General features: G+C 72.7%; 20 protein-coding genes. 17 read left to right on the top strand and 3 right to left on the bottom strand.

Going from position 1 to position 18,963, the window contains the following annotated elements; all coding sequences use genetic code 11:
- The first annotated feature begins 3 nt into the window (after window positions 1-3).
- From Aiant_RS32915 to Aiant_RS32860, 12 genes are all read left to right on the top strand, one after another.
- On the top strand, window positions 4-900 hold the full coding sequence (locus Aiant_RS32915; RefSeq protein ID WP_189332845.1) for an aminotransferase class IV: 897 nt from the start codon (window positions 4-6) through the stop codon (window positions 898-900).
- Complete coding sequence (locus Aiant_RS32910; protein ID WP_189332844.1) at window positions 897-1,172, top strand: hypothetical protein; 276 nt, start codon at window positions 897-899, stop codon at window positions 1,170-1,172. The genes Aiant_RS32915 and Aiant_RS32910 overlap by 4 nt, the downstream gene beginning before the upstream one ends.
- Window positions 1,159-2,439: an FAD-dependent oxidoreductase gene (locus Aiant_RS32905; RefSeq protein WP_189332843.1), complete on the top strand. Its 1,281-nt coding sequence runs from the start codon at window positions 1,159-1,161 to the stop codon at window positions 2,437-2,439. Before Aiant_RS32910 ends, Aiant_RS32905 begins: the two co-directional genes overlap by 14 nt.
- Window positions 2,397-3,389: an ABC transporter ATP-binding protein gene (locus Aiant_RS32900; protein ID WP_189332842.1), complete on the top strand. Its 993-nt coding sequence runs from the start codon at window positions 2,397-2,399 to the stop codon at window positions 3,387-3,389. The genes Aiant_RS32905 and Aiant_RS32900 overlap by 43 nt, the downstream gene beginning before the upstream one ends.
- A complete protein-coding gene (locus Aiant_RS32895; protein ID WP_189332841.1) occupies window positions 3,386-4,207 on the top strand; it encodes an ABC transporter permease in 822 nt (273 codons plus the stop codon). The genes Aiant_RS32900 and Aiant_RS32895 overlap by 4 nt, the downstream gene beginning before the upstream one ends.
- A 4-nt stretch (window positions 4,208-4,211) precedes the next feature.
- Window positions 4,212-5,003 (top strand): ABC transporter permease, encoded by a 792-nt coding sequence (locus tag Aiant_RS32890; RefSeq protein WP_189332840.1) that lies wholly within the window; start codon window positions 4,212-4,214, stop codon window positions 5,001-5,003.
- A gap of 2 nt (window positions 5,004-5,005) precedes the next feature.
- On the top strand, window positions 5,006-5,812 hold the full coding sequence (locus Aiant_RS32885) for an HAD family hydrolase (protein ID WP_229830564.1): 807 nt from the start codon (window positions 5,006-5,008) through the stop codon (window positions 5,810-5,812).
- A 108-nt stretch (window positions 5,813-5,920) separates the two neighbouring features.
- Window positions 5,921-8,305: a putative bifunctional diguanylate cyclase/phosphodiesterase gene (locus tag Aiant_RS32880; RefSeq protein ID WP_189333124.1), complete on the top strand. Its 2,385-nt coding sequence runs from the start codon at window positions 5,921-5,923 to the stop codon at window positions 8,303-8,305.
- A gap of 629 nt (window positions 8,306-8,934) precedes the next feature.
- Window positions 8,935-9,576: a transcriptional repressor LexA gene (gene lexA, locus Aiant_RS32875; protein ID WP_189332839.1), complete on the top strand. Its 642-nt coding sequence runs from the start codon at window positions 8,935-8,937 to the stop codon at window positions 9,574-9,576.
- 88 nt (window positions 9,577-9,664) lie between these two features.
- Window positions 9,665-10,183: a hypothetical protein gene (locus Aiant_RS32870; protein ID WP_189332838.1), complete on the top strand. Its 519-nt coding sequence runs from the start codon at window positions 9,665-9,667 to the stop codon at window positions 10,181-10,183.
- Between the two features lie 5 nt (window positions 10,184-10,188).
- Window positions 10,189-11,238: an OmpA family protein gene (locus tag Aiant_RS32865; RefSeq protein ID WP_189332837.1), complete on the top strand. Its 1,050-nt coding sequence runs from the start codon at window positions 10,189-10,191 to the stop codon at window positions 11,236-11,238.
- A gap of 88 nt (window positions 11,239-11,326) precedes the next feature.
- Window positions 11,327-11,998, top strand: coding sequence for a DUF6518 family protein (locus Aiant_RS32860; protein ID WP_189332836.1), 672 nt, complete (start codon window positions 11,327-11,329; stop codon window positions 11,996-11,998).
- A gap of 36 nt (window positions 11,999-12,034) precedes the next feature.
- On the opposite strand, the gene bfr is transcribed toward Aiant_RS32860, so the two are convergent.
- Together bfr and Aiant_RS32850 are read right to left on the bottom strand one after the other, a co-directional pair.
- Complete coding sequence (gene bfr, locus Aiant_RS32855) at window positions 12,035-12,517, bottom strand: bacterioferritin (RefSeq protein WP_189332835.1); 483 nt, start codon at window positions 12,515-12,517, stop codon at window positions 12,035-12,037.
- Window positions 12,518-12,571: 54 nt separating this feature from the next.
- Window positions 12,572-12,763 carry a (2Fe-2S)-binding protein gene (locus tag Aiant_RS32850; protein ID WP_189332834.1) on the bottom strand — a complete coding sequence of 64 codons (192 nt, stop codon included), beginning with the start codon at window positions 12,761-12,763 and terminating at the stop codon, window positions 12,572-12,574.
- A gap of 218 nt (window positions 12,764-12,981) precedes the next feature.
- Between Aiant_RS32850 and Aiant_RS32845 the strand changes: the two genes are divergently transcribed.
- Window positions 12,982-14,346: a glycoside hydrolase family 6 protein gene (locus Aiant_RS32845; protein ID WP_189332833.1), complete on the top strand. Its 1,365-nt coding sequence runs from the start codon at window positions 12,982-12,984 to the stop codon at window positions 14,344-14,346.
- Between the two features lie 83 nt (window positions 14,347-14,429).
- The gene (locus Aiant_RS32840) at window positions 14,430-15,584 is read left to right on the top strand and encodes an FAD-dependent monooxygenase (protein ID WP_189332832.1); all 1,155 of its coding nucleotides are present in this window, start codon (window positions 14,430-14,432) and stop codon (window positions 15,582-15,584) included.
- Here Aiant_RS32840 and Aiant_RS32835 read toward each other — a convergent pair.
- Window positions 15,554-16,723, bottom strand: coding sequence for a cytochrome P450 (locus tag Aiant_RS32835; protein WP_189333123.1), 1,170 nt, complete (start codon window positions 16,721-16,723; stop codon window positions 15,554-15,556). The two genes, Aiant_RS32840 and Aiant_RS32835, sit on opposite strands and share 31 nt — an antisense overlap.
- 98 nt (window positions 16,724-16,821) lie before the next feature.
- Between Aiant_RS32835 and Aiant_RS32830 the strand changes: the two genes are divergently transcribed.
- The 3 genes from Aiant_RS32830 to Aiant_RS32820 are packed head-to-tail and all read left to right on the top strand — an operon-like array spanning window position 16,822 to window position 18,945.
- Window positions 16,822-17,889 (top strand): acyltransferase family protein, encoded by a 1,068-nt coding sequence (locus Aiant_RS32830; protein ID WP_189332831.1) that lies wholly within the window; start codon window positions 16,822-16,824, stop codon window positions 17,887-17,889.
- Window positions 17,890-17,919: 30 nt separating this feature from the next.
- Window positions 17,920-18,390, top strand: coding sequence for a hypothetical protein (locus tag Aiant_RS32825; protein ID WP_189332830.1), 471 nt, complete (start codon window positions 17,920-17,922; stop codon window positions 18,388-18,390).
- Between the two features lie 60 nt (window positions 18,391-18,450).
- A complete protein-coding gene (locus Aiant_RS32820; protein WP_245006630.1) occupies window positions 18,451-18,945 on the top strand; it encodes a chromosome partitioning protein in 495 nt (164 codons plus the stop codon).
- The last annotated feature ends 18 nt before the right edge of the window (window positions 18,946-18,963 follow it).

The following is an 18,963-nucleotide window of genomic DNA, read 5'->3' as shown; positions in this document are numbered from 1 at the left end:
CCGATGTCGGATCGCGTGATGTGGTTCAACGGCTCCTGCGTGCCGTGGGAGGACGCCCGGGTGCACGTCTGGGACGAGCTGGCGCTGCGCGGCGCCAACGTGTTCGAGGGGATCACCGCGTTCTGGGACGCGGCCGAGGGGCGGCACCGGATCCTGGCCGGGGACGAGCACCTCGACCGGCTGTTCCAGTCCGCTCACCTGGCCGACATCCCGGCGCCGACGACCCGGGCCGAGGTGTTCGCCGCGCTCGCCGAGGTGGCCGGGCAGCTGGGCGGCTCGGACGTCTACCTGCGGCCGACGTTCTATGCCAAGCGGGGCCGGTCGACGCTGTCGCTGGACAGCGAGGGCGCCATGTACATCGGCGGCTTCCCGTACGCGCCGTCCGCTCCCCCGGCCGTCCGGGCGATCGTGAGCAGCCACCGCCGGCACGGCGGGCCGATCGGGGCACAGGCCAAGTCGGGCGGCTCCTACCTGGACTTCCGGATCTTCGAGCGGGAGCGGGTGGCGGCCGGCGTCGAGCACGTGTTCATCCTCAACGACCGGGACCAGGTCGCCGAGGCCGACGGCGCGGCGATCCTGCTGGTCGAGGAGGATCGGGTGACCACGCCGTCGGTGGACAGCGGGGTGCTCGACTCGATCACCAAGCGGATCGTCCTGGACCTCGCCCGCGACCTCGGCCACCGGGTCGAGGAGCGGCCGGTGCTGCGCGGCGAGCTGCACCGGGCGCAGGTGGTGCTGGCCGGCACGCTGCTCGGGCTGCGCCCGGTGCAGAGCGTGGACGGCCGGCCGGTGGACGACCCGGGCGGCGCGGCCACCGCGGCCGCGCTCGTCGACGGGTACGCGCGGCTGTGCCGGGGCGACCACCCCCTCGCCGCCCGCTATCTGGTCCCGCTGCGGTGAGCCTCGCCGGGACGCGCGTCGACCTGGCGACCGGTGACGTGTTCCGGGCCGGCGGGCGGGTGTTGCTCGCCGGGCTCGGCCCGCTGCTCGCCGCCGACCCGGCCGGGGAGGACGCGCTGCTGCTGCACACCCGCGACGGCGAGCGCTGGCTGCTGCGCGTCTCCGCGAGCTCCGGCCTGGTCGCCTCGCTGGAACCGATCGCCTCCCGGGCGACGGACGAGCCGCTTGCGCCCGTCGCCGGGGACCGGGTCCAGGTCGATGCGCCGGTCTGACGTCGTGGTGGCCGGCGCCGGGATCGCCGGTCTGCTGACCGCCCTGGCGCTGGCCCGGCGCGGCGCCGAGGTGCTGGTGGTCGAGCGGTCCCGGGTCGGCGCCGGCCAGTCCGGGCAGTCGCACGGCTACCTGCACCAGGGCTATGCGTACGGCCCGGAGGAGCCCCGGCTGCCGCCGCTGTTCCGCCGGGCCGGCGACCACTGGCGGGGACTGCTCGCCGCGGTCACCCCGGTGACGGCCGGGTCGACGGCGGCGTTCGCGAACCCGGTCGCGGTGGGCCGGGCCGAGCGCTTCTGGCGGGAGTCGGGACTGGACGTCACCCCGCAGCCACGGCCGGGATGGCTGTCCCCCGCGTCGGCCGCCTGCTTCGCCACCACCGAGCGGACCTTCCACATCGGGGCGGTGCTGCACGGCCTGGCGACGCAGGCGCGAGCGGCCGGCGTGACGTTCGTGCCCGGGGTCGCCGATCGGGTGCGCGACACGGCGTACGGAACGCGTCTGCAGGTCATCGAGCCGGACGGAGTCGTCACCGCGCTGCCCGCCCGGACCACCGTGATCGCCGCGGGCAGTGGCGCGCAGCGCCTGCTGACCCGCTCCCGGCTGCCCGCCGTGGTCCAGCTGCGCCGGGCCTTCATGCTGGTCCTGCGCGGGCGGCTGCCCGCGGTCAGCGCGGTCTTCCCGGAGCCGGCCCGGCACGGGCTGTTCCTGGCCAGCCGCGGCGGCGGCGAGGCGGACGACACCACCTGGCTGGTGTCCGACTTCCACTCCTTCGACAGCGCCGAGGCGGAGTCCGGGCAGCTCGCCGGGTGGTGGGCGCGGCGGCTGCTGCTGACCCTGCGCCAGGTCGTCGACGCCGGGGTGCTGAGCCGGGTCGCGACGATCTCCGGGTACGCGGCGACCAAGTCCGGCCTGACGCCGATCAGCGGCACGGTCGCGCACGAGTTCGGCGTGGACCTGTTCGACGGGCGTGCCGTGGTGACCAGCCCGGCCAAGCTGACCCTCGCGCCGCTCGCCGCCCAGCACGCGGTCCGGACGATCGGATCCGGACTCGGGATGTCTCCCGGCGAGATCGGCTGGGATCCGCTCCCGCCGGCCGCCGACGTGCCCGCCGTGGAGAACTGGGAGCTGCCCCTGACCACCCTGGACCGCCCTGACCTGCTGGGAGAGCTTCCCGACATCGGTGCGCTCAGCAACCTCTACCACCCGTACGGAAAGGAGTCGTCATGTCGGAGGAGCGCTCCGCTGCCATCGTCACTCGCGGACTGACCAAGGCCTACAGGGTCAAGCGCACGCACACCGGCCGGTTCGCGGACCTGCGCGCGCTGCTCGACCCGGCGCGCGACGAGAAGGTGGTGGTCACCGACCTCACCATGTCGGTCGCCCGCGGTGAGCTGGTCGGGCTGCTCGGGCCGAACGGCGCCGGCAAGTCCACCACGATCAAGATGCTGACCGGCATCCTCACCCCCACTTCCGGGCAGGTCTGGGTGGACGGCCGGGTGCCGCACGCGGACCGGGCCGCGAACGCCCGCTCGGTCGGCGCGGTCTTCGGGCAGAAGACGCAGCTGTGGTGGGACCTGCCGGCCAAGCACTCGTTCGGGCTGATCCGGGACATCTTCGGGCTGTCCGCCGCCGACTACGAGCGGCAGCTGCGCGACGTCGACCAGATCCTCGGCATCTCCGAGTTCTGGGACACCCCGGTCCGGCTGATGTCGCTGGGCCAGCGGGTGCGCTGCGACATGGCCGCGGCCGTGCTGCACGACCCGGCGATCCTGTTCCTGGACGAGCCGACCATCGGGATGGACGTGGTGGCCAAGGAGAAGACCCGGGAGTTCCTGCTCCAGCAGGTGCACGAGCGGGGCCGGGCGGTGGTGCTGACCACGCACGACATGACCGACGTGGCGCGGCTCTGCGAACGGGTGGTCCTGATCAACCACGGGCGGCTGATGTTCGACGGGACCCTGGAGGAGATGAAGCGCAAGCACGGGTCGCGGCCGGTGGTGAACGTGACGTTCGGCGAGCCGGTGGCCGAGGTGGTCGTGCCCGGTGCGCGGCTGGTGTCCGGCGAGGGGGTGCGGGCCACGCTGATGCCGGAGGGCGACAGCACCCCGGAGGACGTGGTGCGCGCGGTGATCTCGCTGTTCCCGGTGGTCGGGCTGACCGTCGAGGAGTCCGACCTGGAGGAGCTGATGCGCGACGCGTACCAGGTGGCGGCATGAGCACCGCTACGCTGACGCCCGGCCGGGCCTGGCGGATCTGGCGGATCATCCCGCTGTACCAGGTCGTCGCGTACCGGGGCCGGTTCTTCCTTGCCCCGTTCATGCTGGTCGTCCAGGTGTACGTCTACTACCTGCTGTGGACCGCGGTCTACGCCGGCAAGGATTCGGTGGCCGGGCTCGACGTCCGCCAGGCGGTCAGTTACGCCACCCTGGCCATCCTGCTCAGCCGGATCCGGTGGACCAACCGGATGGTCTCCAAGGACTCGCTGCCGCAGCGCACCCGCGAGGGGACCATCGTCTACTGGTTCCTGCGGCCCATCTCCCCCGGGCGCTACTACCTGTTCCGCGCGCTCGGCGACATGGGTTACGGCGCCGCCTGGGCCTTCGTGGTCTACCTGTTCGCGCTGGCCACCGGCATGATCGACCTGCCGTCCTCGGCCGCGGTCGGCGGGGTGTTCCTGGTCAGCCTGGTGCTCGGCCAGGCGATCCTGTACTACCTCGGGCAGCTCGTCGACCTGGCCACCTTCTGGCTGGTCTCGAACACCGGCCTGACCCGGATGTACTCGTTCGTCCAGGACCTGCTCTCCGGCGTCTTCGTGCCGCTCTGGTTCCTGCCCGGCTGGCTGCTGACCGTGGCGACCGCGCTGCCGTTCGCCGCCACCATCCACCTGCCCGTCTCGATCTACATCGGCAGCATCCCGCTCGACCGGGCGGCGGTCCCGCTGGCGTACGCGTGCGGCTGGCTGCTGGCACTCGCCGCGCTGACCCGGTTCCTCTGGTCGCGGGCGGCCCGGCGCGTCACCTCGCAAGGAGGCTGAACCCTTGAACACACTCGCGGTTTCACTGAAGGCGACCGCCGTCAACATCCGGGGGCGCCTCGAATATCCCGGCGATTTCGCCTTCGAAATCATCTTCGGCATTCTGTGGCAGTCGTCGACGCTGGCCTTCGCGGCGGTGCTGATCACGCGATTCAACGGCATCGGGGATTTCCCGGCCAGCGGGGTGCTGCTGATCGTCGGCATGCGATTGATGGCGCACGGCCTTTTCACCATGGTGTACGGAAATCTGAGTGACGCGCTCGCCGAACTCGTCGAGGAGGGCCGGGTCGAGGGATTCTTCCTGCGCCCGTTGCCGGTGCTGACCCAGATCCTGATCAGCCGGTTCAACGTGAACGCGTTCGGCGACTTCACCGTCGGCGTGGTGGTGTGCGCGTTCGGCGTGGCCCGGGTGCCGATCGACTGGACGCCCGCCAAGCTGCTCTATCTGGCCGCCGCCATCCTCGGCGGGATGTACCTGGAGGCCGCCGTGCAGCTGCCGATCGCGGCGCTGATGCTGCGGTCGCCGCTCGCGCACGGCGTGGGCAAGTGGCTGGACGACATCATGGCGACGGTCGGGAACTATCCGCTGTCGATCCTGCCGATGGTGCTGCGGGTGACGTTCACCTTCGTGCTGCCGGTGGCGTTCGTCGCGTACTTCCCGGTGCTGGTGCTGCTCGGGCAGCAGCCGGTCACCTCGATCGTGGCCTGGTCGCCGCTGATCTGCTACGCGCTGTACCGGCTGGCCCGGCTGTTCTGGAACTGGAACCTCACCCGGTACACCAGCATCGGCGGCTGAGCGTGTACGCGCTGATCGCCACCGACCTGGACGGCACGCTGCTGCGCTCCGACCACACGATCGGGGCGCGGACCCGGGCCGCGCTGGCCGGTGCGGCCGCCCGCGGTGCCCGGCACATCATCGTCACCGGCCGGTCGGTGACCTGGACCCGGACGGTTCTCGACGACCTCGGCTACACCGGGCTGGCGGTCTGCGGGCAGGGTGGGCAGGTGTACGACGCCGGGGCGCATCGGCAGCTGACGTCGTACCCTCTCGATCGTGATCTGGCCCGGAGGGCGATCGCGATGATCGAGACGGTGACCGGGCCGCTCCGTCTGGCCGCCGACCGGGACGGCCTGGACGGGGCGGTGCTCACCGGGCCCGGCTATCGGCACGACCCGGTCGGCAACCTGCCGGTGGTCGTCACCGACACGGCCGGGCTGTGGGCGGCACCGGTGCGCAAGTTCTACGTCCAGCACCCGGAGCTGTCCGAGGACGCGTTGCGCGAGGTGGCGGCACGGCTGGTGGGACATCTGGTGACGGTGACCACCGCCGGGCCCGGCGAGATCGAGATCCTGCCCCTCGGGCTCTCCAAGGCCACCGGGCTGGCCTACGCGGCCGGGCTGCTCGGCGTCACCGGGCCCGAGACGATCGCGTTCGGCGACATGCCGAACGACGCGCCGATGCTGGCCTGGGCCGGGCACGGGGTGGCGATGGGCGGCGCTCACCCGGGACTCAAGGCGATCGCCGACGAGGTGGCGCCCGGCAACGACGACGAGGGTGTGGCGCTCGTCCTGGAGCGGATCCTCGCCGCCGAGATCCTCAACTGAGAGGCAGCGGAGCCGATCTCTCGGAGTGCGGTGGCACGCGCTCGGACGAGGGAGGCTCAGGTGACGACGGCCCGCTGGCGAGCCTGGCACACCCCGGTCGCGGTCCTGATGGCGGTCACCGAGGTGCTGCTGATCCTGCTCGGCACCCGGGCCGGCTTCCCGGTCGCGCTGGTCTGGGCGCCGGCCCTGATCGGGCTGGCGATGGCGGTCGCCGCGTTCCGCGCCGCGGCGGCCGGCACCGACGGCCCGCTGCGCACGTTCTGGCGGCGGGTCGCCGTCGCGATGGGCGCGATCCTGGTCGCCGGGGTCAGCCAGACCGTCGACGTGCTCACCGTGCCGAACACCGGCATGCCCCCACTGGGTGCCCGCACCCTGGTGCTCTACCTGATCGGCACCACGCTGGCCATCACCGCGCTGCTCCGGCTCCCCGGCGGGGGCCGCAGCTGGCGTCAGCTGACCACCGCGATCCTCGACGTGGCCGTGGTCGCGGTGACCGGCGCCATCGCCGGCTCCCAGTACGTCGACTGGTTCGTCGAGCGGTTCGGTGTCACCGCCGAGGCCTGGTGGCTGAACATCGCCATGATGGCGATCGCGGTCGCCGGCGTGGTGGTCGTCCTCAAGATCATGTCAGCCCGGCAGAGCCCGGTCCCCCGGGCCGCCCTGTGGTGCCTGGCGCCGATCGGCATCGCCGGCCCCCTCTCCACCGTGCTGATGACGCTGCTCAAGCCGTGGCCGCACCTCAACGGCAGTGCCGCGGTGCTGCCGTTCGTCGGGCTCTGCGGGGCGCTCGCGGCGCACGCCCAGCGCCGGCACGTGGCGCACGCCCGGCCGCGTCAGGCGGTGGACCTGTCCGGGTATCGCCGGGGCACCGCCGTCCCGCTGGTCGCCACCGTGCTGACCAGCGTGCTGCTCACCGTCGTGCGATTGCGTACCGGGCACCTCAGCACGGTTCAGGTGGCCGGCACCGCGGTCCTGCTCCTGCTGGTGGTGGCGCGGCAGGCGGTCGCGCTCGCGGAGAACGGCACGCTGCTGCGCACGGTCGCGCGTCAGGCCATGCACGACGAGCTGACCGGGCTGTTCAACCGGCGGTCCTTCGCGGCGGCGGTTGCCGCGGCCGACGGGCCGCACACCGTGGTGCTGCTGGATCTCAAGGAGTTCCGGGAGATCAACGACAGCCTCGGGCCGGTGGCGGGTGACGCGCTGCTGATCGCGTTCGCCGGGCGGCTGACCGCGCTGGCCGGGGAGCACGCGGTGGTGGCGCGGCTCGGCGGCGACGAGTTCGGTGTCCTGCTGCCCGGTGCCGGCTCAGCCGGCGCGGACCCGGCCGGGCCGCTGCTGACCGCCAACGCCGAGCCGCTGCACGCGGCCGGTCACGACGTCCTCGTCGACCTCTCCATCGGCATCGCCTCCACCGGCAGCGCCTCCACCAGCAGCGCCTCCACCAGCAGCGCCTCCACTGGCAGCGCTTCCACCAGCAGCGCCTCCACCAGCAACGCCTCCACCAGCAGCGCCTCCACCGCCAACGCTTCCACCGCCAACGCTTCCACCGGCAGCGCCTCCACTGGCAGCGCTTCCACCGGCGGTGCCCCCCTCGCCGATGCCTCCACCGGTGGCGCCGATCTTTATCGCCAGGCCGAGATCGCCCTGCGCGAGGCCGCCACCACCGGCACCCGCGTGGTCCGCTACGACGCCTCGCTGGAACGCCGCCTCACCCAGCGCGCCACCGTCGCCGCCGACCTGCGCCGCGCCCTGGCCGCCGGCGAGTTCCACCTGCTCTACCAGCCGATCGTGGAGCTGCCGCACGGCCGGATGACCGGCGTCGAGTCGCTGATCCGCTGGACCCGGCCGGACGGGCAGACCGTCTCGCCCGCCGACTTCATCCCGGTCGCCGAGGACACCGGCCTGATCGTCGAACTGGGCGCCTGGATCATCGACACCGTCTGCGCCCAGGCCGCCGCCTGGCGCCGGGACCACGGCCCGGACGCGCTCAGCTCGATCGCGGTCAACGTCTCCGCCCGGCAGCTCCTCGACCCGGCGCTGCCGGAGATCGTCGCGGCCGCGCTGGCCCGGCACCGGGTTCCCGCCCGTCAGCTGACCATCGAGATCACCGAGACCGCGGTCTTCGGCGGCGGCCGGGCGCTCGCCACCGTGACCGCTCTGGCCCAGCTCGGCGTGAGCATCGCGCTGGACGACTTCGGCACCGGGCACTCCTCGCTCGGTCTGCTGCGCACCTGCCCGGTACACGCCATCAAGGTCGACAAGTCGTTCGTGGACGGGCTCGGCGGCACGCCCCAGCAGGAGGCGATCGTCACCGCCCTGACCGGCATCGCCGAGACCATGGGCCTGCGCACGGTCGCCGAGGGCGTGGAGACCGCCGAGCAGGCCCGCCGCCTCTTCGAACTCGGCTACCGCCAGGCCCAGGGTTTCCTCTTCGCCCGCCCGGTCACCGCCACCGCGATCGACGTCCTGCTAACCCACCCGGTCGCCGCCTAAAAACCCTTCTTTCGGTACGCCCAGAGCCCGGTCCCCCGTCCACCCCTCCGCACGACCGCCGTGGCACCGGCCCGCCACGCGCCACAAGCGATTCGAGCTGGCACTCACGGCCCCATAGCGGGCCGCGACAGGGCCACCAACGCCAGCCAAACCCGTCGAGCTGGCACCCACAGCCCTGCCACAGGCACGGACAGGGCCACCAACGCCAGCCGAACCCGTCGAGCTGGCACCCACAGCCCTGCCGCGGGCCGGGATAGGGCCACCAACGCCAGCCGAACCCCTCCGGCTGGAGCCCACAGCCCTATCGCGGGCCGGGATAGGGCCACCAACGCCAGCCGAACCCCTCCGGCTGGCGCCCACAGCCCTGCCGCAGGCACGGATAGGGCCATCACCGCCAGCCGAGCCCCTCGGGCTGGCGCCCACGGCCCTATCGCGGGCCGGGGTAGGGCCATCAACGCCAGCTGAACCCCTCGGGCTGGTGCTCATGGCCCTGTCGCAGGCGCGGATAGGGCCATGAGGGCCAGCCGGATGTTTTGGGCCGCGGCATCACTTGGCATTGGGAGGGTCGGGCGACGCCCGGTACGGCGTGCCAGTTCGCCGGGCGCGGGGCGATCAGGCAAGATCGGCGGGTGCTTGCGGATGACGACTTCGACGACTCGATCCTGACCGACCGGCAGCGCCGGATCCTCACGGTCATCCGCGACCATGCGCAACGGCACGGCTACTCGCCCTCGACCCGGGAGATCGCCGACGCGGTCGGGCTCGCCTCCACTTCGGCGGTGGCACGCCACCTTCGCGTCCTGGAGGACTACGGGCTGCTGCGGCGGGGCCGTTCGACCCGGCCGGTGGACATCCGGATGTTCCTGCCGCGGGCCGAGCGCGCCGCCGACCGGCCGTCCACGATCGGCGTCCCGGTGCTCGGCGAGATCGCGGCCGGCGTCCCGATCCCGGCCCAGGAGACCGCCGACGAGGTGCTGTCGCTGCCCCGCGACCTGGTCGGCCGGGGCACCCTGTTCGCGCTCCGGGTCCGCGGCGACTCGATGATCGACGCGGCGATCTGCGACGGCGACCTGGTCGTGGTGAAGCAGCAGCCGGAGGCGTACAACGGCGACATCGTGGCCGCGATGATCGACGACGAGGCGACCGTGAAGGTGTTCCGCCGCCGCGGCGGGCACGTGATCCTGGAGCCACGGAACCCGGCCTACGCCGACATCGACGGCGACCACGCGGTGATCCTCGGCAAGGTGGTCTCGGTCCTGCGCAGCGTGTAATCGCAAAAATGCGGAAACAATACTCGCCGTCTCGGTAGCCGAATGCGCACTCACCGCGCATTTTGCGGAATGCGAACGAGCCGATATCATGATCATCACACGGCCGTTTCGGGAGGTCATGGTGACCTGGTTCGTCGGCCAGTCGATCCTCGTCATCGCGCTCGCATTCCTTCTCGGGCTGCTGACCGGAAGGCTCGGCGCGCGGCGCTCCGGTAAAGTCGTGCGTCACATTTTCGCCACTTCGGTGGAATGGCCTGATCCGGCCGGGAATGCGGCTCCGCAAAATGCCGCACCGGCCCCCGCCGGCCGCCCGGAATCCGGACTGGCTACTGCCGGCCGTCCGGAATCCGGGCCGACTACCGCCGGCCGCCCGGAATCCGGACCGATCCCCGCCAGCCGCCCAGAAACAGGACCGACGCCCGTCGGCCGCCCCGAATCCGGACCGACACCCGTCGGCCGACCCGAATCCGGACCGACCGCCGGTGGTCGCCTGGGATCCGGACCGACCGCCACCGGTCGCCTGGAATCCGGACCGCGGCGCCGGCCTTCGCCGCGTCCGGTCCCCACCGGTGACGACAGCGGAGCCGGGACGGACACCGTCCCATGATCGCCGTGACCCGCCCTGGATCCGGTCGCCCGGTCTCCGCCGGATCGCGACGCCGGCTCGCCGTCCTGGTCGCGGTGACCGGCCTGGCCGCGCTGCTCGCCGCCCAGCTCGGCCCGAACCGGCACCGCATCGAGGACGACCTCACCCGCCGCTCGGCACAGGCCCTGGTCGCCGCCGGCGAACCCGCCGCCCGGGTCTCCTTCACCGGCCGCGACGCCCTGGTGGTCGCCGATTCCCCGGCCGACGCCGCCCGCGCCCGGGAGATCGTCGCGGCGGTGACCGGCGTCCGCTCGGTCCGCACCGAGGTCGACCCCACCGAGCCGGCAAGTGCCCCGCCCATCGATCCCGCAAGCACCCCGCCCACCGAGCCGGCAAGCGGCCCGCCCGCCGGTCCCGCGGGCGGCCCGTCCACCGGTCCCGCGAGCGGCCCGCCCACCAACCCTGCCGACACTCCACCCACCGATCCCCCAAGCAGCCCGCTCACCGGTCCCCCAAGCGGCCCGCTCACCGGTCCCGCAAGCGGCCCGCCCACCAACCCGGCCGACACTCCACCCACCAGTCCCGCAAGCGGCCCGCCCGCCGGTCCCGCGAGCGGCCCGTCCACCGACCCGGCCGGGACGCCGCCCACCGAATCGGCCGGCAGCGCGCCGGCCGGCCCGGTGCCCACCCCGCCCACCGGGCCGGTGAGGACCCCACCGACCGCCGGCCTCCAGGCCCAGCTCTCCGCCCTTCCCCCGCTGACCTTCCGCACCGGCAGCGCCGCGCTGAGCCCCGCCTCCCGCACGACGCTGCTCCGGATCGCCGCGCTGCTCAAGGCGAACCCGACCGCCACCGTCCGGATCGACGGGCACACCGACTCTCGCGGCTCCCGGGTGACGAACCTGCGGCTCAGTCGCGAGCGGGCCGGCGCCGTCCGCGCCGGGCTGCGCGCCGCCGGCGTGCCCGCGGACCGGCTGACCGTCGCGGGTCACGGCGAGACGCGTCCCCGGGTCGCCAACGACACGGCCGCCCATCGGGCCGAGAACCGGCGCGTGGAGTTGACCGTGACCAGGTGAAAGGTCGGCCGTTCGGCAGAGGCGGCAGGGGCCCGGCTCCGCCTGCGGTGCGATGCGGCGGCGCACCCCGCGTCCGTACGCTCGACGCATGACGATCGACCAGAGCACGGTTCCCCAGCGCGACACCTCCGGGATCCGCGCGGCCTCGGCCACGCTGGCGGCGCTGGCGGCCGGGGTGCTGCTGGGCGCGCTGGACTTCGTGTGGATCAAGTTCGTGCCGGCGCCGCTCGGCGGGCTGGGCAACTCGATGGCGGTCTGGGCGACGGCCGCGTTCCTGTTCACCTTCCGGGCCCGCTGGACCCTGCCGGTCAGTGCGCTCGCCGCGACCGTCCTGCTGGTGGTCGCCGTCCCGAGCTACTACCTGGCCGCCGCGCTGATCCAGCACGACGCCTGGTCGAACCTGTGGAACGCCACCGCCATGGTGTGGATGGGGTTCGGGGTGATCGCCGGGCTGGTCTTCGGGGCGGGCGGTGCCCTGGCGCGCGGCCGGGCGCGGATCCCGGAGTCGTTCCGGGACGTGGCGCTGGCGCTGCCCGGTTCGGTGCTGTTCGCCGAGGCCGGGTTGCAGGTCACCCGGATCGGCGACCCGAGCTACGCGGCCGGTGACCTGATGGCCGCGTTCGGCGTACTGATAATTCTCGGTCTTGGGATCACCGCGTGGGTGGCGCCCACCTGGCGCCGCCGCGGTCTGGTCCTGGTGTACGCGCTGCCGCTGACCGCCGCCGGGTTCGCCCTGCTCAGCGTCGTCGGCTTCCGGTGAGAGTGGGCCGCCTCCCCGCCGGCCCACCGCGTGCCGTCAGCCGGCTTCCGGGTGCTCCGTGACGTTCTGGAGGTACAGCGGCTCGCCCAGCTTCGCGATCAGGCCGAGCTGGGTCTCCAGGTAGTCGACGTGGTGCTCCTCGTCGGCCAGGATGTCCTCGAAGATCCGGGCGGACGTGATGTCACCGATGGAGCGCATGTATTCCAGGCCGCGGCGCAGCCGGTCGACCGCCTCCACCTCGATCTTCATGTCGCACTCGAACTGTTCCTTGACCGACTCGCCGATCCGCAGCGCGAACAGCTTCTGGTAGTTCGGCAGGCCTTCGAGGAAGAGGATCCGGTCGGTGAGCACCTCGGCGTGCCGCATCTCGTCGATCGACTCGGCCCTGGTGTGCTTCGCCAGCACGGTGTAACCCCAGTTGTCCTGCATCTTGGCGTGCAGGAAGTACTGGTTGATCGCGGTCAGTTCCGCGGTCAGCTGTTCGTTGAGGAACTCGATGACACGGGCATCACCTTGCATGCCAAATACCCCCATAGTATGGCTTTTCGGGGGTAAGCGTACTGGCCGTAACGGCTAGGCAGCGGAGGGTAGCAGCGTGTCGGAGCTCGCCTCCTCCTTGATCAGATCGCAAATCCGGTCCAGGCAGCTGCCGCACCCGGTGCCGGCCCCACAGGCGTCGCCGACCGACTCCTCCGTCCGGGCGCCGCAACGGATCGCGGAACGGACTTCACGCTCACGGACGTGGTAACAGATGCAGACGTACATGGGGCGACCTCTGATGGTTAGGCTTACCTAGCTTAGGGTGCCCTAAAGGTGCTGGTCACGCAATTGCCGATCTAGTTGCGACCACCACACGGCCGGTCACGTCACGCCGCCGGCCGGCTGCGAATCCGGAACATCGAGTCGTACAGATTGCTAACCGATGTCGATGCCGTTACGTTGGGAGCGCTCCCAGTAGGCCTTCTCCCCTTCGGAAGGAAGCCATGTCCCCCGTTTCCCCGCATCGTAGATGGCTGGCGGCCGCGGCCGCCGGCGCCACCGTCGCCACCGGCGCCCTGATCCTCTCGGCCGGCGCCGCCGAGGCCGGCACGATCAGCGGCACCCTGTACCGGGAGGCGGACAGCACCGCCGTCGCCCGGTGGGTGGCCGCCAACCCCAACGACTACCGGACCGCGACGATCCGCGACAAGATCGCCAGCCAGCCCGCGTCGCGCTGGTTCGCCAACTTCAACCTCTCCACCATCGGCTCCGAGGTCGCAGGCTACGTCGGCGCGGCCAACGCGGCCGGCCAGATCCCGGTGCTGACCGCGTACGGCATCCCCAACCGGGACTGCGGCGGCGCCAGCGCGGGCGGCGCCCCCGACCTGAACCAGTACCAGAACTGGATCTCCGCGATCGCCGGCTCCCTGGGCAACCGGACCGCGATCGTGATCCTGGAGCCGGACTCGATCGCGCTCCAGACCTGCCTGAGCTCCAGTGAGATCACCGCCCGGGACAACGCGCTGGCCACCGCCACCCGCACGCTGAAGGCGGCCAACCCGAACGCCAAGGTCTACCTGGACGCCGGGCACTCGGCCTGGAACAGCGCCACCGAGCAGGCGAACCGGCTGGCCGCGGCGGGTGTGGCCAACGCCGACGGCTTCTACACCAACGTCTCGAACTTCAACGGGACGTCGGCCGAGACCGCGTACGGGCGGGCGATCATCAACGCGCTGAACGGACGGGGCATCACCGGCAAGCACCAGGTGGTGGACACCAGCCGCAACGGCGGGGCGTCCGGCGACTGGTGCGGGGACGACAACACCGACCGGCGGATCGGGACCTACCCGACCACCGCCACGAACGACGGCAACGTGGACGCGTTCCTCTGGGTGAAGCCGCCGGGTGAGGCGGACGGCTGCAAGTACGCCGCCGGATCGTTCCAGCCGGACCTGGCGTACAGCCTGGCCACCGGGGCACCGAACCCGCCGGTCACCAGCTCGCCGACCGCTTCGCCGTCGTCGTCGTCCCCGTCCCCCTCGGTGCCGTCCGACCCGCCGCCGTCGAACCCGTCCGGGGCCGGCTGCACCGCGGCGTTCAAGGTGACCAGCTCCTGGAACGGGGGGTTCCAGGCCAACGTCACGGTGACCGCCGGAAAGGCGATCTCCGGCTGGACGACGGGCTGGACGCTCGGCAGCGGGCAGACCGTCAGCCAGGTGTGGAACGGGACGCTGACCACGAGCGGGTCCGCGGTCACCGTGAAGAACGTGTCCTGGAACGGCGCCCTGGGCGCCGGCGCCACCGCGGAGTTCGGCGTGATCGTGAACGGCACGCCGACCACACCCGCGGTGACCTGCACCGCCTCCTGAGAATCACGACGTGAGGGCCCGTCCCGCCGCGAGGTGCGGGACGGGCCTTTCGCCATGGATCACGATGATGTTCGATGACATCCATGACGAGGGTGGCGGTTGTCGGGTCCGGGATCGGTGGGCTCACCGCCGCGATCGCGTTGCGGGCGCGCGGGCACGAGGTCGACGTGTACGACCAGGCCGGTGAGCTGAGCGAGATCGGCGCCGGGGTGTCCCTGGGCGGCAACGGGATGCGGGTGCTGGACGCGCTCGGCCTGGGCAAGGCGGTCCGGGAGGCCTCGTCGAACCTGCACCGGATCCAGTTCCACCACTGGCGCACCGGCGAGATCTTCCACGAGCACCCGATGGGCGACTGGTACGAGCAACGTTTCGGCGGCCCGTTCCTCGGCATCCACCGCGCCGACTTCCACCAGGTGCTGCTCACCGCGTTCGACGGTGAGCCGCACCTGGGACGCCGGTGCGTGGCCGTGCACGAGTCGGCGACCGGGGCCGGCCTGGAGTTCGCCGACGGCTCCGGCGCCGAGGCGGACGTGGTGGTCGGCGCGGACGGGCTGCGCTCGACGGTGCGGCACCACGTGAACGACACCGACGAGGCGGTGTTCGCCGCGATGAGCTGCTTCCGCGGCCTGGTCCCGGTGGACCGGGTGCCGGGCGGCGACACGTTCGGGCTTACCTTCTTCCTCGGCCCGGGCCGCCACCTGGTCGCCTATCCGGTACGCGGTGGCGAGCTGATCAACTTCGTGGCGTACGTGCCGGATCCGGAGTGGACCTTGGAGTCCTGGTCGGCGCGGTGCGAGCCGGCCGAGGCGGTCGCCGCCTTCGCGGGCTGGAGCCCGACGGTGACCGCGCTGCTGGCCGGCGCCGAGGAGACCGGCCGCTGGGCGCTGTACGACCGCGAGCCGCTCCGCCGCTGGAGCACCGAGCGGGTCACCCTGCTCGGCGACGCGGCCCACCCGATGCTGCCGCACGCCGGCCAGGGCACCAACCAGGCGATCGAGGACGCCGCGGCCCTCGCCCACTTCCTCGGCCAGCCGGACGGCCTGCACCGTTACGAGCAGGCCCGCAAGGCACGCACCCGGCAGATCCAGCTGGGCTCGCGCACCAACGCGACCTGCTTCCAGGTCCCCGACGGCCCGCCCGCCGAGGAACGCAACGCCCGCCTCGCCGGCCTGCCCCAGATGGTCGGCTGGATCCACGAGTACGACGTCTACGCCAACCTGACCGGCAACGACTCGTAGGACGGGATCAGCACGTTGCGGCGGTAGCGCCGGCCGGTGATCGTCCACGGGCGGCCGGTGCCGAGCAACGTCCGCAGCAGACCGGAGATCTCGGCACGGGCGACCGGGGCGCCGAGGCACAGGTGGCGCCCCGCGCCGAACCACAGCTGCCGCTGCTCGGGCAGGTAACCGCGGTCCAGGTCGAAGCCACCGGCGGCGTTGTTGGCCGTCCAGGTCAGCATCAGCACGCGCTCGCCCGCGCGCAGCAGCCGCCCGTCGACGGTCACGTCGGCCGCGACCGCGCGGCCGATCAGCGGGGCCGGCGTGGTCACCCGCAGGCCCTCCCGGACCGCCTCGGGCAGCAGGTCCGGCTCGGCGCGCAGGCGGTGCTGGGCGCCGGTGTCGTGCAGGATCGCGACGGTCCGGGCCATCGCGCTGGCCGCCGTCTCGGTGCCGGCCACCATCAGCAGGGTGGCCAGCCCCTCCGCCTGCCGCTGCTCCAGACCCAGGTCGCGGCAGCGGCCGAGGACCGTCTCCGGTGGCGCGGTGCGCCACGAGCCGGCCACGTTGGCGGTCAGCCGGCCGACGATCTCCTTGGCCCGCGCGATCGTCTCCGCCGGGAGGTGCGTGGACGCGGTGGTCCCCAGGGCCAGGGCGGCGAGTTCCTCACCGGTCGCAAAGATTTTTCGGTACGACTCGTCACGATCCGCCACGGGCAACAGCAGCAGATCCGCCACGATCCGGCCCACGACGATCCGGGCCAGGTCGGCGACGTCGACGGTCTTCCCGGCCCGCAGTTCCGCGCCGGCCCGGTCCAGGCGCGGACCGACCACCCGGTCGGTGAGCCGGCGCGCGCTCTCGTCGGTGAACAGATCCCGGGTCCGCGCCCGCAACTGGTGGTGCCCCGGTCCGTCGAAGATCTCGTAGACCCAGTCGCCGAGCACCTGCGCCCACAGGTGCCCGACGCCGCCCTCACCGAGCAGCGTGAAGTGCTCCGGATCGTTGAGGATCCGCCGCGCGGTCAGCGGATCCGAGGTGACCCAGCCGATCCGCGGCACCCTCCGCAGCCGCCGGGCCAGCCGCCCGGCGGTGAGCAGCATCGGCAACTTCGGATGCGCGGCGGCGAGAACGCGGAACTCGTGGCGCGCGGCGGTGTCCATCACCCCGCCATCATGGCGTCATGCACCCCGCCGGTCCTACGCCGGCCACGCTCGCCGATCAGGGCAATTGCTCACGAATCGGGTGTTACGGTTCGCCGGTGGGGGCGGGCGTCAACCTGCCGTCGCTGACCGGGCTGCGGTGGGTGGCGGCCTTCCTGGTGTTCGGGTTCCATCTGCAACTGGCCGGGATCTTCCGGCCGGGGCTGCTCGACAACGCGGTGACCTGGCTGTTCGCGCCGGGGTTCGTCGGGGTCTCGTTCTTCTTCGTGCTGTCCGGGTTCGTGCTGATGTGGTCGTCGTCGCGGGAGCGGACCGGTGAGTTCTGGTGGCGCCGGTTCGCCCGGGTCTATCCGCTGCACCTGGCCACGCTGGTGCTCTGCTACCCGCTGATGAGCCGGATGGGCACGTTCGACTCGGCGCCCGGGGTGCTCACCAACCTGGTCCTGATGCAGAGCTGGTCGCCGGACACCGCCTACTACCAGAGCGCGAACCCGGTCAGCTGGACGCTCTCCTGCGAGGCGTTCTTCTACCTGGTGTTCCCGCTGCTGGTCCCGGCGGTCGCCCGGCTGCGGGCCCGCGGGCTGACGATCGTGGCGGCCGGGGCCTGGCTCGTCACCGTGCTCGGCCCGTTCGCCGGGCGGCTGGTGGCCGGCGACGCGGCGATCCGCTGGTTCTTCCACTGGACGCCGCCGGGCCGGCTGCCCGAGTTCGTCTGCGGGGTCGCGCTGGCCGGGCTGGTCCGGCTCGGCCTCCCGCCGCCGGGCCGGTGGCTCTGGCCGGTGGCGGTCGTGGTGGTGCTGGACAGCTACCTCGCCGTCACCGTGGTGGACGAGCCGTGGAACCAGGCCGCGTGCACGATGCCCGGCTTCGCGCTGCTGCTCGTCGCCGCGGCCGGCACCGACGTGCGGGGCGGCTGGACGCCATGGCGCAACCGCGTGCTGCGCCGGCTCGGCGAGCTGTCCTTCGCGTTCTACCTCGTGCATCTCGCGGCGATCGAGGCGATGCACGAGGCGGTCCCGACCGGGGCCGGTGGGCTGGCGCCCGGCCCGGCGACGGCGTTCACCGCGGGCGCGCTGGCGCTGGCGCTCGCCGCCGCCTGGCTGCTCAACGTGCTGGTGGAACGGCCCGCCCGGCGATGGCTGCTCCGGCTTCGCCCACCTTGGTAGCGTCGGCGGGGTGCGGGAGGGGAGGCACGGGTGAGCGCTCGGCGGCAGGTGCTCGGCGGGGTGACCGGGCTGGGCTGCGGGGTCGTCATCCTGGTGCTGACCGCGGCGCCGCTGGCCCTGGTGTGGCTGGTGCTGCGCTGGGCCGGTGCGGACGTGCCGAGCCTGAGCGGCGTGCTGGACGGGCCACCGGCGGGGGCCGGGTGGCTGGTGCTGAGCACCCTCGCCGCGATCGCCGTGCTGGTCGTCGGCGCCGGCCTGGTGGCCTGGATGTTCCTGAGCGACCAGGTGCCCTCGCCGGCGCCGTGGCGGCTCTACCTGGCCTGGCTGGTGCCGCTGCTGCCGATCGTGAGCACGGTGTCGCTGGTCGCGGCCTGGATCTGCTACGCCGCCGGGCAGACCGAGACGGCCCGGCTGCTGGCGACCGGGCCGTGGATCGCCGGGCTCGGGCTGGCGGCCGTGTCGGCGCTGCTCTACAGCGCCCTGGTGGCGTACGACCGCTGACGCAACCCATCGTGCGGGTGATTGACCGTTTCTGGTCACAGACGGTGAAATCAGCGGGTGGTGATCGAAGCGTCCGTCGTGGCTGGATACGTGATCGCCTGGGCGGTGCGTAAGGCGCGCCGGGCCGCCGGCCGGCTGGATGCGGAGGTCGACACCGCGATGGACGCCGGACTCGACCGGTTGCACGAGGTGGTGGCGGCCAAGCTCGGCCCACACCCGGCCCTGGACGACCTGGCCGAGGAGGCCACGGCGGACCGGGTCAGCGACCTGACCCGGCAGCAGGTGGAGCTGGCGGTCACGGCCGCGGCACGCCGGGACGGCGATTTCGGGGCGCGGGTCAACGACCTGCTGGCCGCGCTCCGGGCAGCGGAGTCGCCGACCGGCGCGCCGGTGGTGGCCGGGGCCGGGTCCCGGGTCTTCACCGGGGCCGCCTACGCCACCACCGGCAGCGGCGGGGTGGCGATCGGGCAGCTCGGCGGCGACGCGAACCTGACCGCGGACACCGGGCGGAGCGAGCAGCCGGACCCTTCCGCGCCGGGCCGGTCCCGCCACTGACCGAACCCGGCGGCGTCA

The sequence above is a fragment of the Actinoplanes ianthinogenes genome, from assembly GCF_018324205.1.
Taxonomy (GTDB): domain Bacteria; phylum Actinomycetota; class Actinomycetes; order Mycobacteriales; family Micromonosporaceae; genus Actinoplanes; species Actinoplanes ianthinogenes.
The sequence above is the reverse complement of the archived record's forward strand: the minus strand, read 5'-3'. Positions and strand labels throughout refer to the sequence as shown.